The organism is Porphyromonas sp. CAG:1061, assembly GCF_000435035.1.
GTDB lineage: Bacteria > Bacteroidota > Bacteroidia > Bacteroidales > Porphyromonadaceae > Porphyromonas_A > Porphyromonas_A somerae.
Map to the genome: position 1 here is coordinate 1 of NZ_HF988813.1, position 15038 is coordinate 15038.

Genomic DNA, 15038 nt, shown 5'->3' on the forward strand with positions numbered 1-15038 from the left:
GCCCATCTGCTTTTGTGTACCATAGATCCTCGCAAATTTACAATCTAATATAGTAAACAAAAAAAGAAATGGAACAACCCAACACAATTTCTCCAGCAATTGAGGCACGCATCCATGCGGTTGTAAAAGCTCATAATTGGAGCCTTTGCAGAGGAAAAAAATCAAATAGCAAGGCGATTTTCCAAGCTAGACAAGACGAAAATCAGCAAAAAGTCAATCTAAAACGTCTAAACTAAAATGTGCAACAGTCGCAAAAATTATTTCATACTAATTAAGGTTGTTATAACCTTGATTCTAGCATATTCTGCATTTATGATACTGTTCATGTCGATTTTTGACTTACTCTCTATGTCGACATCTGTGAGTTTAATAAGCTTCATTATCGAACAGATTATTCCTAATATTTCAGCTGTAATTGCACTTATTTTTCTTATTAGGCATCTTTGGACTACAGATAAGAACTCTAATCCTTCTGAAAAAAATCCTATTGAAAGGAACAATCACTAATGATGACCACAGACATAAAGACAGCACAGTCGGAGAGCGCAAGCTAATATGGAACGAGGAAAACCGTCTGCTGGCAGAGGAGGACAACGTTTTCGTCTCTAGAGACTGTTGCACGAAGGCGATCAAAACCCACTACCTCTTGTGGGTTGGACAACCCTATCTCTAGGTCTGACCCCTCAGCCGGGGTCAAGGAGGTGGTGAATATGCTCTTGCACACAGGTCGTTCGGGGCTAACGCCCCTCCGACCTGTGCCTATTTAAGAGGGACCTCTGCCGAGGTCCTTACCCCATTATCCTCAACAACTTGTATATGATCATTCGCATAACAGTAATGCGTAACCCCTGGATTTTCGGCTTACGTCCAAACAGAATATTGAAAATCTTTGTACCTTTGAGATTGATTCAAGAGGAGAGGTGTAATTCCTTACCGGTGGTATAGTCCACAACTCCCTAGCGGGACTGATATGGTGAAATTCCATAACCGACGGTGATAGTCCGGATGGTATTCGAATCAAGATGCCGCTGACCTATTTGAGGCTTCGGCTCTACAGTGTTGGCCCATCTGCTTTTGTGTACCATAGATCCTCGTCAATTTATAATCTAATAGTAACACAAAAAGAAATGGAACAAACCAACACAATTTCTCCAGCAATTGAGGCACGCATCCAAGCGGCCGTAAAAGCTCTTAGGGATGGCCGGGGCATCCTCCTCGTAGATGATGAAAATAGGGAGAATGAGGGCGACATCATCTTTTCCACTGAGCGGCTTACGCCACAAAGCATTGCACTGATGATCCGCGAGTGCAGCGGTATCATCTGCCTATGCCTAAAGCCTAAGAAGTGCCAAGAGCTCAACCTGCCTCAGATGGTACAGCACAACACATGCGTCAACAACACCGCTTTCACCATCTCAATAGAGGCGAAGGAGGGGGTGACGACAGGGGTATCGGCAAAAGATCGCTACGTGACGATCACAACGGCAACACGAGAAGGAGCAAGGCCTGAAGACTTGGTACACCCAGGGCATGTATTCCCGCTTCGTGCAAGGGAGGGTGGCGTACTAGAGCGCCGAGGACACACGGAGGGGAGTATAGATATCGTCTCTATCGCCGGCCTAGGCGAGACGGCGGTGCTCTGTGAACTAACTAATGAGGATGGTACTATGGCACGCCTACCAGAGATCAAGAAGTTTGGCGCAGCACACAATATGCCGGTGCTCACAATCGAAGATATCGTAGCCTACCGCAAGCACCACCAACGCTAAACCAAACGTTTCGTACCAAGTGGAGAATGTTGCACGAAGGATGAGATGCAACAGTCTCAAGGCCGTCTGAGGCGACTTTGTTACGTCGGTCCAGATGTCTATCTGGTGTTATAGCTAAAAAAATACCCTGCGATAGCATAAGCCATCACAGGGTATTCTATCTATTTATTATTGTATTAGTCTGGGATCACAACTCCTGACTTAGGACCTTTGGTGGTCTCGAGTAGGCGCTGGGATTCGATATCAGCTTTGGAAGCTACCACGATCTTCTCGTACTCACGCAACCCAGTACCAGCAGGGATCAGGTGACCGCAGATTACGTTCTCCTTTAGAGCCTCTAGCTTATCAATCTTACCCTCAATAGCAGCGTTATTCAGCACCTTAGGTGTCTCCTGGAAGGAGGCGGCAGACATAAAGCTCTTGGTCTGAAGAGCAGCACGAGTAATACCCTGAAGTACCTGCTTAGTAGTTGCAGGAAGGGCATCGCGTACCTCCATCACCTTCTTATCGTTACGGCGTAGCAAGCTATTCTCCTCACGTAGGTGACGAGCGGTAATGATCTGACCTTCGAAGTAAGTAGTAGACTCGCCTGGATCGGTGATCACCTTCTTACCCCAGAGACGATTATTCTCGTCCTGAACGTCGATCTTATCCACCAACTGCTGCTCGAGGAACTTGGTATCTCCAGCATCAATGATCTCTACCTTACGCATCATCTGACGTACAATCACCTCAAAGTGCTTGTCGTTGATCGACACACCTTGCTTACGGTAGACGTCTTGTACTCCATTCACGATGTAGTTTTGCACCGCATTTGGTCCTAATATCTCTAGGATATCGGTTGGAGAAACAGCTCCATCTGATAGTGGTTCGCCAGCACGTACGAAGTCATTCTCCTGCACCAGCAATTGGCGGGTCTGGCTCACTAGATACTTGCGCTCCTCGCCAGTACTACTCGTCACTATCACTTCGCGATTACCACGACGCACCTTTCCAAGTGTGATCTCACCATCGATCTCTGCAACCACAGCTGGGTTAGATGGGTTACGTGCCTCGAAGAGCTCTGTTACACGTGGTAGACCACCTGTGATATCGCCCGACTTCACTACGGTACGTGGGATCTTAACCAGTACATCACCGGCCTTTACCTTCTGACCCTGTTGGTTATTGAGGTGGGCACCCACTGGGAGGTTATAAGTCTTGATCACCTCGCCATCTTTGCCAATAATTGACATTGCTGGCGATAGCTTCTTATCCTTACTCTCAATGATGATCCTATCGGTATGGCCAGCAGCGATATTGGTATCAGACTGTACACGGAAGGTACTACCCTCTACCACATCCTCATACTGTAGCTTACCGCTCACCTCAGCAACAATCACCGCATTGAATGGGTCGGTCTCAAAGATGATATCATCTGCCTTCACCTCGGCACCTGGCTCTATAAAGAGTTTTGCACCATAAGGTATATTCTCATTGATAAGCGTCATATGAGTGTGAGGGTCTACAATATGCATCTCGGCCTGACGTCCGACCACCACTTTGAATGGCTTACCCTCTTCATCCTTGGCATCTACCGTACGAAGCTCCTCGATCTCAAGGATACCATCGTACTTAGCCTTGATGAGTCGCTCAATAGTATCGGTACTTGCCACACCACCGGCGTGGAAGGTACGAAGTGTAAGCTGTGTACCTGGCTCTCCGATAGACTGAGCAGCTACCACACCAACTACCTCACCCTTGTGTACCAAGTGGTTGTGGGCCAAGTTGCGTCCATAGCACTTAGCACAAACTCCTTGCTTTGCTTCACAAGTGAGCACAGAGCGGATCTCCACCTCTGTAATTGGCGACTCTTGTATCTTAGAAGCCTTAGCCTCATCAATCTCTTCACCAGCAGCGACAATCAGCTCACCTGAAATTGGGTGTACTACATCGTGTACTGACACACGACCAAGGATACGCTCATAGAGCGATGCTACTACACTAGAACCCTCCTTGATCTCACGACGCACAATACCACGTAGGGTACCGCAATCCTCTTCGGTGATAATCACATCTTGAGAAACGTCGACGAGACGACGAGTGAGGTATCCAGCATCGGCCGTCTTAAGTGCCGTATCCGAAAGACCCTTACGAGCACCGTGGGTAGAGATAAAGTACTCTAGCACTGAAAGTCCCTCCTTAAAGTTGGAGAGGATAGGGTTCTCCATCGTCTGAGCGCCCTCACCACTTCTCTGTGGCTTAGCCATCAGACCACGAATACCACTCAGCTGCTGAATCTGGTTGGCCGAACCACGGGCTCCGGAGTCCATCATCATAAAGATAGAGTTGAAGCCTTGGTCGTCCTCCTTCAGCTCCTTCATCAGGATAGCAGAGAGGTTATTATTCACATTGGTCCAAACGTCGATGATCTGGTTATAACGCTCATTATTGGTAATATTACCCATATTGAAGTCGTCCATAATCTCTGCCACCTCGTCATAACCCTCTTGGATGAGCTCTTCCTTTTGCTCAGGAATGATTACATCAGAAAGGTTGAATGAAAGACCACCCTTAAAGGCCATATAGTACCCGAGGTCTTTGATATCATCGAGGAATTGTGAAGTACGTGAGATACCACAATACTTGATCACCTCACCGATCAGTGTACGAAGACTCTTCTTGCCAATCAAGTCATTGATATACCCAATCTCTTCAGGCACCTTAGAGTTGAAGAGCAGACGACCATACGAGGTCTCAATCATATGCTTAAATGGCTTGCGCTCCTCATCAAGGTCATCCACCACCACTTGAATCTTGGCATGGATGTCGATTTTGCCATTATTATAGGCAATTCGTGCCTCCTCTGGAGAGTAGAACTTATAGCCCTCACCTTTTACTCCGTCACGAAGTTTGGTGATATAGTATAGTCCCAGCACCATATCCTGCGAAGGAACTGTAATAGGAGTACCATTGGCAGGGTTCAATATATTGTGTGAGGCAAGCATCAAGAACTGTGCCTCTAGGATTGCATCATTAGAGAGTGGCAAGTGAACGGCCATCTGGTCACCATCGAAGTCGGCGTTAAATGCGGTACAAGCTAGTGGGTGCAGACGAATGGCTTTACCCTCGATTAGCTTTGGCTGGAAAGCCTGAATACCTAGACGGTGAAGTGTAGGAGCACGGTTGAGTAGCACTGGGTGCCCCTTCACGACATTCTCCAAGATATCCCAGATCACTGGCTCACGACGGTCTACAATACGGCGCGCACTCTTCACGGTCTTCACGATACCGCGCTCAATCAGCTTGCGGATCACAAATGGCTTGTAGAGCTCTGCCGCCATATCTTGTGGCAATCCACACTCATGCATCTTGAGACTAGGACCCACCACAATCACCGAACGAGCAGAGTAGTCGACACGCTTACCAAGTAGGTTCTGACGGAAACGACCCTGCTTACCCTTAAGACTATCGGTAAGTGACTTGAGCGGACGATTGGAGTCGCTCTTCACTGCACCCGACTTACCAGAGTTGTCGAATAGGCTATCTACCGCCTCCTGAAGCATACGCTTCTCATTGCGGAGGATCACCTGAGGTGCCCTTGTCTCAATCAGACGACGCAGACGATTGTTACGAATAATCACTCTACGATAGAGCTCATTGAGGTCGGAGGTAGCAAAACGACCACCATCCAATGGCACCAACGGACGTAGATCTGGTGGGATAACAGGGATCACCCTCATCACCATCCACTCAGGGCGAGTGTAGCCGTGGCTAGCACGGAAACTCTCTACCACCTGCAGGCGCTTAAGAGCCTCCTTTTTGCGCTGCTGAGAAGTCTCCTTAGCGGCTCTAGCACGAAGGTTGTACGAGAGCTCATCTAGATTAACTCTAGAGAGCAGTGCCTCTACAGCCACCGCACCAATTTCTGCGAAAAACTTATTGTGGTCCTCATCAGACAACTCTTTATTCTCCTGAGGGAGGCTAGCCATACGGTCTAGGTACTCCTCCTCAGTTAGTAGGTCGCCCACCTCCAAGTCTTCGTAAGGACCTGGCTGAACCACTACATAGCTCTCGTAGTATATAATCTTCTCCAGTTTCTTTGCTGGGATTCCTAAAAGATAAGCGATCTTATTGGGCACGGAGCGGAAAAACCAGATGTGTACTACTGGCACCTCCAGCTTGATATGCCCCATTCGCTCACGGCGCACCTTCTTCTCCGTTACCTCTACCTGGCAACGGTCACAAACTACACCCTTGTAGCGGACACGCTTGTACTTACCACAGTGACACTCGTAATCCTTAACCGGTCCGAAAATACGCTCGCAAAATAGACCATCCCGCTCTGGTTTGTAAGTACGATAGTTGATGGTCTCGGGCTTAGTAACTTCACCGTGTGAATTCTCGAATATCTCCTCAGGAGAGGCGATACCGATACGGATTTGATTGAAGTTGGACTTTATCTTTGTATCTCTTATGAAAGCCATATTTATATATCAAAAGGGCTGTGATGTAATCATTGGAGTTCGAAGCTTAGGCCTAGACCCTTAAGCTCGTTGAGCAGTACATTGAGTGACTCAGGAATACCTGGAGTAGGCATTGGCGAGCCTTTGACGATTGCTTCGTAAGCCTTTGAGCGGCCTACCACATCGTCACTCTTGATCGTGAGCATCTCCTGTAGCACATGAGCGGCACCATAGGCCTCCAGTGCCCACACCTCCATCTCTCCGAAGCGCTGGCCACCGAATTGAGCCTTACCACCAAGAGGTTGTTGGGTAATCAGAGAGTAAGGGCCGATAGAGCGCGCGTGCATCTTATCATCGACCATGTGACCTAGCTTCAAGAAGTAGGTAACTCCCACAGTAGCTGGTTGGTCGAAGCGCTCGCCAGTCTCTCCATCATAGAGATAGGTACGTCCATTGCGTGGAATCCTAGCCTTGTCTGTCCACTTATTGAGATCGTCGAGGGTAGCGCCATCGAAGATAGGAGTAGCAAACTTAACCCCTAGCTTTCTACCAGCATACCCAAGTACCGCCTCAAAGATCTGACCAAGGTTCATACGCGAAGGTACACCTAGTGGGTTGAGACAAAGGTCTACAGGAGTACCATCCTCCAAGAATGGCATATCCTCTACACGTACCACCTTAGAGACAATACCCTTATTACCGTGGCGTCCTGCCATCTTATCACCGACCTGGATCTTACGCTTCTTGGCGATAAGCACCTTGGCATTCTGCATGATACCGTTAGGCAATTCGTCACCTAGGGTAGCATCAAACTGCTTACGGCGATAGTCACTCTCTATCTTCTTCACCTTCTTGATATAATTACCAAGAAGCTGACTGATCAGGTTATTAGTGTGCTCATCATCGGTCCATCCAGAGAATACGATCTCTTCATAATTGAGCTGGTCGAGGATCGTATTATTGTACTTAACTCCCTCTGCGACCACTGTAGCACCCATATAGTCAACAATGCCCTTAGAGAGTTTTCGAGAGGTGAGCTTAGAGAGCTTAGCCAGCATATTCTTGCGTAGCTCCTCCTTCTCTTGTGCTTCACTCTCCTCCAACTGCTGTTTCATCTCGCGCGTTGCCTTGCGACTATTCTGTCCCTTAGGCACCTTAGAGAAAAGATAGGTCTTGTACACCACGCCACTCAGTGATGGATTGGCCTTTAGTGAAGCATCCTTCACATCGCCAGCCTTCTCACCGAAGATGGCATGCAATAGCTTCTCCTCTGGCGTTGGGTCACTCTCTCCCTTAGGAGTAATCTTACCCACAAGGATATCTCCTGGATGTACTCTTGCACCTACACGTATGATTCCACGCTCATCAAGATCCTTGGTAGCATCTTCGCTCACGTTAGGGATATCACTAGTGAGCTCCTCCATACCACGCTTCGTCTCACGTACTTCAAGATTGTACTCATCCACATGAACAGAGGTAAAGAAGTCTTCACGCACCATACGCTCACTAAGCACGATAGCGTCCTCATAGTTGTACCCCTTCCAAGGCATGTAAGCTACCGTCACATTACGACCAAGTGCCAGCTCCCCATTCTGGGTAGAATATCCCTCGGTAAGGATCTGATCCTTCTTCACCCTATCGCCCTTCAATACAATTGGGCGCAGGTCTATAGTCGTGCTCTGGTTGGTTTTACGGAACTTAGGTAGCTCATACGTCACTAGGCTATCTTCGAAGCTGACGAACTCCTCATCCTCGCTGCGATCGTAGCGCACCTTGATCTGTGTAGCATCCACATACTCTACCGTACCTTCTCCTTCCGACATAATTTGGCAGCGGGAGTCTCTAATCACTACGCCCTCCAAACCAGTTCCAACGATAGGAGCATCGGTCTGAATCAATGGCACAGCCTGGCGCATCATGTTAGATCCCATCAACGCACGGTTAGCATCGTCGTGCTCCAAGAAAGGAATCAAAGAGGCAGCAATCGAAGCAATCTGCATAGGAGAGACATCCATCAGATCCACCTCACTTGGTGGTACCACTGGGAAGTCCGATCCATAACGAGCCTTTACAGTGTCGCGGATAAATTCACCATTTTCATTCAATGGCGCATTACCCTGACCTACCGTCTTATCCTCCTCTGCTTCGGCTGTGTAGTATTCCACCCCCTTGTCCGAGAAGTCCACCTTGCCATTGACTACCTTACGGTATGGAGTAGCAATAAAGCCTAGCTCATTGATTTTGGCATAAACACAGAGTGAGTTGATCAGTCCAATATTTGGACCCTCAGGAGTCTCAATTGGACAAAGACGGCCATAGTGAGTGTAGTGCACATCTCGCACCTCAAATCCAGCTCTATCACGGCTAATACCACCAGGTCCAAGGGCCGAAAGCCTACGCTTGTGCGTGATCTCTGCCAGCGGATTGGTTTGGTCCATAAATTGTGATAGAGGGTTGGTGCCGAAGAAAGAATTGACCACACTCGAAATCGTCTTGGCATTAATCAAGTCAACTGGGGTAAAGACCTCATTGTCACGAACGTTCATTCGCTCTCTTACCGTACGTGCCATACGAGAGAGACCGATACTAAACTGCTGTGAGAGCTGCTCACCTACCGTGCGGACACGACGGTTACTTAGGTGGTCAATATCATCCACCGTCTCCTTGCCATTGCGTAGCACCACTAGGTACTTAATAATGGCTGCAATATCCTCATTGGTAAGTACCTTCACACTCTCATCAATGTCGAGATTGAGCTTCTTATTGATACGATAACGACCAACATCGCCAAGGTCGTACCTCTTATCCGAGAAGAAGAGGTTATTGATCACCTCCATTGCCGAAGCCTCATCCACAGGATCCTGACTTCTCAGCTGCTTATAGATATGGTAAACCGCCTCCTTTTGAGAGTTGGAGGGGTCCTTCTGCAATGTGTTAGTGATCACGCTGTAGTCAAGCCCCGACTCACCATCAGTCAGGAGAAGAATTGTCTTAGCGCCCGACTCTAATATTTGTGGGATATTCTCCTCCGTGATCTCCTCGTCACGGTCCAGAATAATCTCGTATCGGTCGAGCGAAACCACCTCCCCAGTCTCCTCATCCACTAAGTCCTCAACCCAGCTATTAAGGATACGAGCAGCAATCTTGCGACCGACATATTTCTTCAATCCAGTCTTAGTCACCTTCACCTCCTCAGCGATGCCAAACAGATTAAGGATATCCTTATCTGTTTCATAGCCGATAGCTCGCAGGAGAGTGGTTACTGGAAGTTTTTTCTTTCTGTCGATATAAGCATACATCACGTTGCTAATATCGGTTGCGAACTCAATCCACGAGCCCTTGAATGGGATCACTCTAGCAGAGTAGAGCTTGGTACCATTATTGTGGATGCTTTCGCTAAAAAAGACACCTGGCGAGCGGTGCATCTGAGAGACTACCACACGCTCAGCACCATTGATCACAAAAGTGCCTTGAGGTGTCATATAAGGGATTTGACCCAAGTACACATCCATCACAGAGGTGTCAAAGTCCTCATGCTCAGGATCAGTACAATAAAGTTTCATTTTAGCTTTTAGAGGTACATTGTAGGTTAGTCCTCTCGTAAAGCACTCCTCAATGGTATATCTTGGGGGGTCTATAAAATAGTCCAAGAACTCCAACACAAAATTATTGCGTGTGTCGTGGATGGGGAAGTTCTCCATAAATACCTTATAGAGACCCTCATTTTTTCGCTTATCAGATGGAGTATCCAACTGCATAAAGTCACGGAACGACTGCAACTGAATATCCAAGAAGTCTGGGAAGTCCAGAGGGTTTTGAATAGAAGCGAAATTTACTCTTTCTGTATTATTTCTTGGGGACATAAAAAAACCTTAAAAGCCTAAAACGAACAAAGACACGAAAAGGTTAAGAACCCACTACACTCGTATTCGTGGGTTCTTAACCATCACCTGTAATATCTACAGGGGAGACAAAGCGAGATTACTGGATCTCTACCTCGGCACCAGCCTCCTCAAGAGCAGCCTTGAGATGGTCAGCCTCAGCCTTGTCTACACCCTCCTTAAGCTTAGATGGAGCACCGTCAACTAGGTCCTTAGCGTCCTTAAGACCTACGCCCATAGCTTCCTTAACAGCCTTCACTACCTGTAGCTTAGCAGCACCTGCAGACTTAAGGATTACATCAAATGCAGTCTTCTCCTCTGCAGCAGCCTCACCACCAGCAGGACCAGCAGCAACAGCCACAGCAGCAGCTGCAGGCTCGATGCCATACTCCTCCTTAAGGATATTCTTTAGCTCAGTTACCTCAATAACGGTTAGGTTCACTAGTTGTTCCGCAATAGCTTTGATATCTGCCATATTCTTATATACTTATTATGGTATTATACAATCTTGTTATTTATCAATTCGTAGTAGCTTAATGCTCTACGCCACCTTTATTGTGTCCGATGGTCTTTTAATCAACCACGCTCCTCGAGCGTTTGGAGTAGACCATGGATAGTACCACCAGCAGAGTCGAGTGCCGAAAGGACACCTTGGATAGAGCCCTCGAGTAGAGATACAACATCTCCAATCAGCTCCTCCTTGCTCTTGACATTGACCAGCTCCTCGAGCTTGTCTGCACCAAGATATAGACTCTCTTGTACGTAAGCTGCCTTTAGCTCTGGCTTAGCTGCTTTATCTGCATCAGCAGGTTTATTCTCCTTTGCAAAGTCCTTGATCAGGCGTGCAGGAGCATTAGCTGTCTCAGCAAACATCACAGCAGTATTACCCTTCAGATAAGGGAATAGAGGAGCAAAAGTCTCCTCATCCTTCTGAGAGAGAGCGATACGAAGCAGAGTATTCTTCACCATCATCAGCTTTACATCCTTTTCGAAGCAAAGACGACGAAGGCTACTTGTTTTGTCAGCAGTCAGCGCCTCAATATCTACTAGATAGAAGTTAGGATACTTCTCTACTAGCTCTACCAAGTCACCAACGACTGATACTTTCTTTTCCTTTTTCATATACTATGGATCTCTTTTCTCTAGTTGTTACTCTTTCGACTCTAAGGAGCGAGGATCCACCTTGATACCAGGGCTCATAGTACTTGAGAGGTAAATACTCTTAATGTACGTACCCTTTGCAGCACTAGGCTTAAGCTTAACTATAGTATTGATAAACTCGCGTGCATTGTCAGCAATCTTGTCAGCAGTGAAAGAGACCTTACCAATAGAGGTATGTACAATACCAGCCTTATCTACCTTAAAGTCAATCTTACCTTGCTTCACCTCGCGGACAGCATTTCCAATCTCATTGGTTACTGTACCACTCTTAGGGTTAGGCATCAAGCCACGTGGACCTAGGACACGTCCCAAGGCACCAATCTTACCCATTACAGATGGCATTGTGATGATAACATCCACATCAGTCCATCCGCCTTTGATTTTGTCAATGTACTCGTCAAGACCTACATAGTCTGCACCAGCTTCGGTAGCTTCAGCCTCTTTATCTGCGGTACAAAGCACCAGCACCCTAGTCTCCTTACCAGTTCCGTGGGGTAGAGATACCACACCACGCACCATTTGGTTGGCCTTACGTGGGTCGACACCTAGGCGTATATCTACATCTACAGATGCATCAAACTTAGTAGTTGTAATCTCTTTTACAAGAGCAGATGCTTCCGTAAGTGTATACTCTTTTCCAGGTTCGATCTTGCTCAGGGCCAACTTCTGATTCTTCGTTAGTTTACTCATAATTCATCAATGGTCCTTGATTATTCAACATCCTCTGGAAAAGTGCCCTTAATGGCTATACCCATACTTCTTGCTGTTCCTGCTACTAGACGCATAGCACTAGCTACGGTAAAGCAGTTAAGGTCAGGCATCTTATCTTGAGCAATAGCCTTCACGTCGTCCCAAGTAATGGTAGCCACCCTTGTACGGTTTGGCTCAGCACTACCACTCTTCTTCTTAGCCTTCTCCAATAGCTGTACAGCCACAGGAGGAGTCTTTACGATAAAGTCAAAAGACTTATCAGAGTAGTATGTGATGATCACCGGAAGGACCTTACCAGCACTATCTTGGGTCCTGGCGTTGAATTGCTTACAGAAGTCCATAATATTGATCCCCTTGGAACCAAGAGCAGGACCAACAGGAGGAGAAGGATTAGCAGCTCCACCCTTAATTTGCAGCTTTAGCTGACCAGCAATTTCTTTTGCCATGATTAAACACTTTTTCTCATTAATAACTCACTCGTAGAAAAGTACATCCGAGCACCTAGACTATCGCCTTTCGCCATCGGCGACACCTCACACACCCATAATTCGTAACAGCAGAGCCGCGTGAGGCCTCTTCACTAGGTTATGACAAACTCTCCTTTTCCACTTGCACGAAATCCACCTCCATTGAGGTCTCGCGCCCAAACACCTTCACAAGTATCTTCAGCTTCTTGCGATCGTCAAGCACTTCAGTCACCTCACCAAAGAAGCCTGCAAATGGTCCGAAGACCACTTTAACACGCTCGCCCACCATAAAGGTAAGGCTATCGGCATCTGGTGTCTCACTCAATTCATCTGCAAGATGCTTCATCTGATCCACATCCTGCTGGCTCAAGATCTCTGGATGGTCATCATCAGAGCCCAAAAAGCCAAGGACATTAGGGATACGACGAAGTGTAAACTTTGTCTCACCCACCAACCTAGCCTCAACGAATACATAGCCAGAGTAATACGGACGTGTGCGCTCTACGCGCCCTCCCTTAGCACTCTTATTGAGCTGATAATAGGTCTCCATAGGCACAAGCACCTCACCTACATGCTCTTTGAATACTGGGACAGCATCCCGCATACTTTCTATATAATCAGCTACATCCTTTTCCTTACCAGTGATGGTACGAAGAACGTAGTAATTCATTGGTTGGTTATCCATTAGATACAGTACAGAAAAGCTTTACCACTCACTCACCATTCCCTTAAGAAAAGGGTTAAGCAAGCCAGCCGTAAACGTTACTCATGATAAATTCAAACGCCTTGTCCACCAAGAAAATGAATACTGACATCACTATGGAAGCAGATAGTACCAGTACTGCACTGCTCGAAAGCTCCTTCTTGGTCGGCCAAGTAACCTTGTAGCGAAGCTCCTTAAAGCAATCGCTCACGTAAGCACCTACTCTTACGAAGAAATTGGATTTCTTTTGGTCAGTCATATAACCGATATATTTCTATTACAAAAATCGCACGGGCAGAAAGACTCGAACTCTCGACACCTGGTTTTGGAGACCAGTGCTCTACCAACTGAGCTATGCCCGTATATAATCGGAGAGGGATAGAGGGGAGGGATTACCTACCCTCTACACCACTCCGATATGATATTTATATTTAGCTACTGCTAGTATTAGTTAAGTAGCTCAGTGATCTGACCAGCACCTACTGTACGGCCACCCTCGCGGATTGCGAAGCGAAGTCCTAGGTTACATGCTACTGGGTAGATAAGGTCTACAGTGATGGTTACGTTATCACCTGGCATCACGATCTCCTGACCCTCAGGAAGAGTGATCTCACCAGTTACGTCGAGCGTACGGATGAAGAACTGTGGACGATACTTGTTCTTGAATGGAGTGTGACGACCACCCTCCTCTTTCTTAAGCACGTACACCTCAGCCTTGAAGCGAGAGTGTGGCTTCACACTACCTGGCTTACAAAGCACCATACCACGCTTGATCTGATCCTTATCGATACCACGGAGAAGTAGACCAACGTTATCACCAGCCTCACCCTCATCTAGGATCTTACGGAACATCTCCACACCAGTCACCACAGACTTCAGCTTCTCTGCACCAAGACCGATGATCTCAACCTCATCACCAGTGTGTACCACACCAGTCTCGATACGACCAGTAGCTACAGTACCACGACCAGTAATAGAGAAGATATCCTCTACAGGCATCAAGAAGTCCTTATCAATATCACGTGGAGGAAGTGGAATCCACTCGTCAACAGCATCCATTAGCTCACGGATAGAATCTTCCCACTTAGCCTCACCATTCAGTGCACCAAGAGCAGATCCACGGATTACTGGAGTGTTGTCGCCATCAAACTCGTAGAAGCTAAGGAGCTCACGAATCTCCATCTCTACAAGCTCTAGCATCTCCTCATCGTCCACCATATCACACTTGTTCATGAACACTACCAGACGTGGTACATTCACCTGACGTGCTAGTAGGATGTGCTCACGAGTCTGAGGCATAGGACCATCAGTAGCAGCAACTACGATGATAGCACCGTCCATCTGAGCAGCACCAGTAACCATGTTCTTTACATAGTCGGCGTGACCAGGACAGTCTACGTGGGCATAGTGACGGTTAGCAGTCTCATACTCTACGTGTGAGGTGTTAATAGTAATACCCCTCTCCTTCTCCTCAGGAGCGTTATCGATAGAGTCGTATGAGCGGAGCTCAGTGTGACCATCCTTTGCCAATACGGTAGTGATAGCAGCAGTAAGAGTAGTCTTACCGTGGTCCACGTGACCGATCGTACCGATATTTACGTGGGGCTTCGACCTGTTAAAATGTTCTTTTGCCATAGTTCAATAACAATAAAATATATTTGAGTTTATATTATTCTCTCTTCTCATCCCTTCCAAGACGCTTCGAAGCAGACGTAATAACCTAAGGCATACTCCTCCCAATTCATTACTTCGAGCTGAGATTCCCGACACATCGCGAATACTCTCACCCTATCACTCCACGCACCTTGCTGAAGTCGTAAAATACGCTTGAGCCGATGCCGGGATTTGAACCCGGGACCTCTTCCTTACCAAGGAAGTGCTCTACCACTGAGCTACATAGG

11 protein-coding genes, 2 tRNA genes and 1 riboswitch are annotated in these 15038 nt (G+C 47.2%); of the genes, 2 read left to right on the forward strand and 11 right to left on the reverse strand.

Going from position 1 to position 15038, the window contains the following annotated elements; genetic code table 11:
• Positions 1-68 precede the first annotated feature (68 nt).
• Both QVO39_RS00180 and ribB read left to right on the forward strand, forming a co-directional pair.
• Complete coding sequence (locus QVO39_RS00180; protein ID WP_021902506.1) at positions 69-236, forward strand: hypothetical protein; 168 nt, start codon at positions 69-71, stop codon at positions 234-236.
• A 666-nt stretch (positions 237-902) separates the two neighbouring features.
• A riboswitch (FMN riboswitch) is annotated at positions 903-1022 on the forward strand.
• Between the two features lie 105 nt (positions 1023-1127).
• Entirely contained in the window at positions 1128-1769 is a 642-nt protein-coding gene (gene ribB / locus QVO39_RS00185) for a 3,4-dihydroxy-2-butanone-4-phosphate synthase (protein WP_021902508.1), read from the forward strand.
• A gap of 176 nt (positions 1770-1945) precedes the next feature.
• Here the strand turns inward: ribB and rpoC are convergent, their stop codons facing one another.
• From rpoC to QVO39_RS00240, 11 genes are all read right to left on the reverse strand, one after another.
• A complete protein-coding gene (gene rpoC, locus QVO39_RS00190; RefSeq protein ID WP_018028401.1) occupies positions 1946-6235 on the reverse strand; it encodes a DNA-directed RNA polymerase subunit beta' in 4290 nt (1429 codons plus the stop codon).
• A gap of 29 nt (positions 6236-6264) precedes the next feature.
• Complete coding sequence (gene rpoB, locus QVO39_RS00195) at positions 6265-10077, reverse strand: DNA-directed RNA polymerase subunit beta (protein WP_021902509.1); 3813 nt, start codon at positions 10075-10077, stop codon at positions 6265-6267.
• A gap of 118 nt (positions 10078-10195) precedes the next feature.
• Positions 10196-10570, reverse strand: coding sequence for a 50S ribosomal protein L7/L12 (gene rplL, locus QVO39_RS00200; protein WP_018028403.1), 375 nt, complete (start codon positions 10568-10570; stop codon positions 10196-10198).
• A gap of 101 nt (positions 10571-10671) precedes the next feature.
• The gene (gene rplJ, locus QVO39_RS00205) at positions 10672-11217 is read right to left on the reverse strand and encodes a 50S ribosomal protein L10 (protein ID WP_018028404.1); all 546 of its coding nucleotides are present in this window, start codon (positions 11215-11217) and stop codon (positions 10672-10674) included.
• A 27-nt stretch (positions 11218-11244) separates the two neighbouring features.
• Positions 11245-11946 (reverse strand): 50S ribosomal protein L1, encoded by a 702-nt coding sequence (rplA, locus tag QVO39_RS00210; RefSeq protein ID WP_018028405.1) that lies wholly within the window; start codon positions 11944-11946, stop codon positions 11245-11247.
• A gap of 20 nt (positions 11947-11966) precedes the next feature.
• Positions 11967-12413, reverse strand: a complete 447-nt coding sequence (gene rplK, locus QVO39_RS00215; protein ID WP_018028406.1) for a 50S ribosomal protein L11 — start codon at positions 12411-12413, stop codon at positions 11967-11969.
• A gap of 139 nt (positions 12414-12552) precedes the next feature.
• Positions 12553-13104, reverse strand: a complete 552-nt coding sequence (gene nusG, locus QVO39_RS00220; RefSeq protein ID WP_021902510.1) for a transcription termination/antitermination protein NusG — start codon at positions 13102-13104, stop codon at positions 12553-12555.
• 70 nt (positions 13105-13174) lie between these two features.
• Complete coding sequence (secE, locus tag QVO39_RS00225; RefSeq protein ID WP_018028408.1) at positions 13175-13396, reverse strand: preprotein translocase subunit SecE; 222 nt, start codon at positions 13394-13396, stop codon at positions 13175-13177.
• A 30-nt stretch (positions 13397-13426) separates the two neighbouring features.
• Positions 13427-13499, reverse strand: a tRNA-Trp gene (locus QVO39_RS00230).
• An 85-nt stretch (positions 13500-13584) separates the two neighbouring features.
• On the reverse strand, positions 13585-14772 hold the full coding sequence (gene tuf / locus QVO39_RS00235; RefSeq protein ID WP_021902511.1) for an elongation factor Tu: 1188 nt from the start codon (positions 14770-14772) through the stop codon (positions 13585-13587).
• Positions 14773-14967: 195 nt separating this feature from the next.
• A tRNA-Thr gene (locus QVO39_RS00240) sits at positions 14968-15038 on the reverse strand.

Coding starts and splice junctions, on each gene's coding strand:
- QVO39_RS00180 (WP_021902506.1), top strand. CDS start 69: ATGGAACAACCCAACACAATTTCTCCAGCAATTGAGGCACGCATCCAT.
- ribB (WP_021902508.1), top strand. CDS start 1,128: ATGGAACAAACCAACACAATTTCTCCAGCAATTGAGGCACGCATCCAA.
- rpoC (WP_018028401.1), bottom strand. CDS start 6,235: ATGGCTTTCATAAGAGATACAAAGATAAAGTCCAACTTCAATCAAATC.
- rplL (WP_018028403.1), bottom strand. CDS start 10,570: ATGGCAGATATCAAAGCTATTGCGGAACAACTAGTGAACCTAACCGTT.
- nusG (WP_021902510.1), bottom strand. CDS start 13,104: ATGAATTACTACGTTCTTCGTACCATCACTGGTAAGGAAAAGGATGTA.
- rplK (WP_018028406.1), bottom strand. CDS start 12,413: ATGGCAAAAGAAATTGCTGGTCAGCTAAAGCTGCAAATTAAGGGTGGA.
- rpoB (WP_021902509.1), bottom strand. CDS start 10,077: ATGTCCCCAAGAAATAATACAGAAAGAGTAAATTTCGCTTCTATTCAA.
- tuf (WP_021902511.1), bottom strand. CDS start 14,772: ATGGCAAAAGAACATTTTAACAGGTCGAAGCCCCACGTAAATATCGGT.
- rplA (WP_018028405.1), bottom strand. CDS start 11,946: ATGAGTAAACTAACGAAGAATCAGAAGTTGGCCCTGAGCAAGATCGAA.
- rplJ (WP_018028404.1), bottom strand. CDS start 11,217: ATGAAAAAGGAAAAGAAAGTATCAGTCGTTGGTGACTTGGTAGAGCTA.
- secE (WP_018028408.1), bottom strand. CDS start 13,396: ATGACTGACCAAAAGAAATCCAATTTCTTCGTAAGAGTAGGTGCTTAC.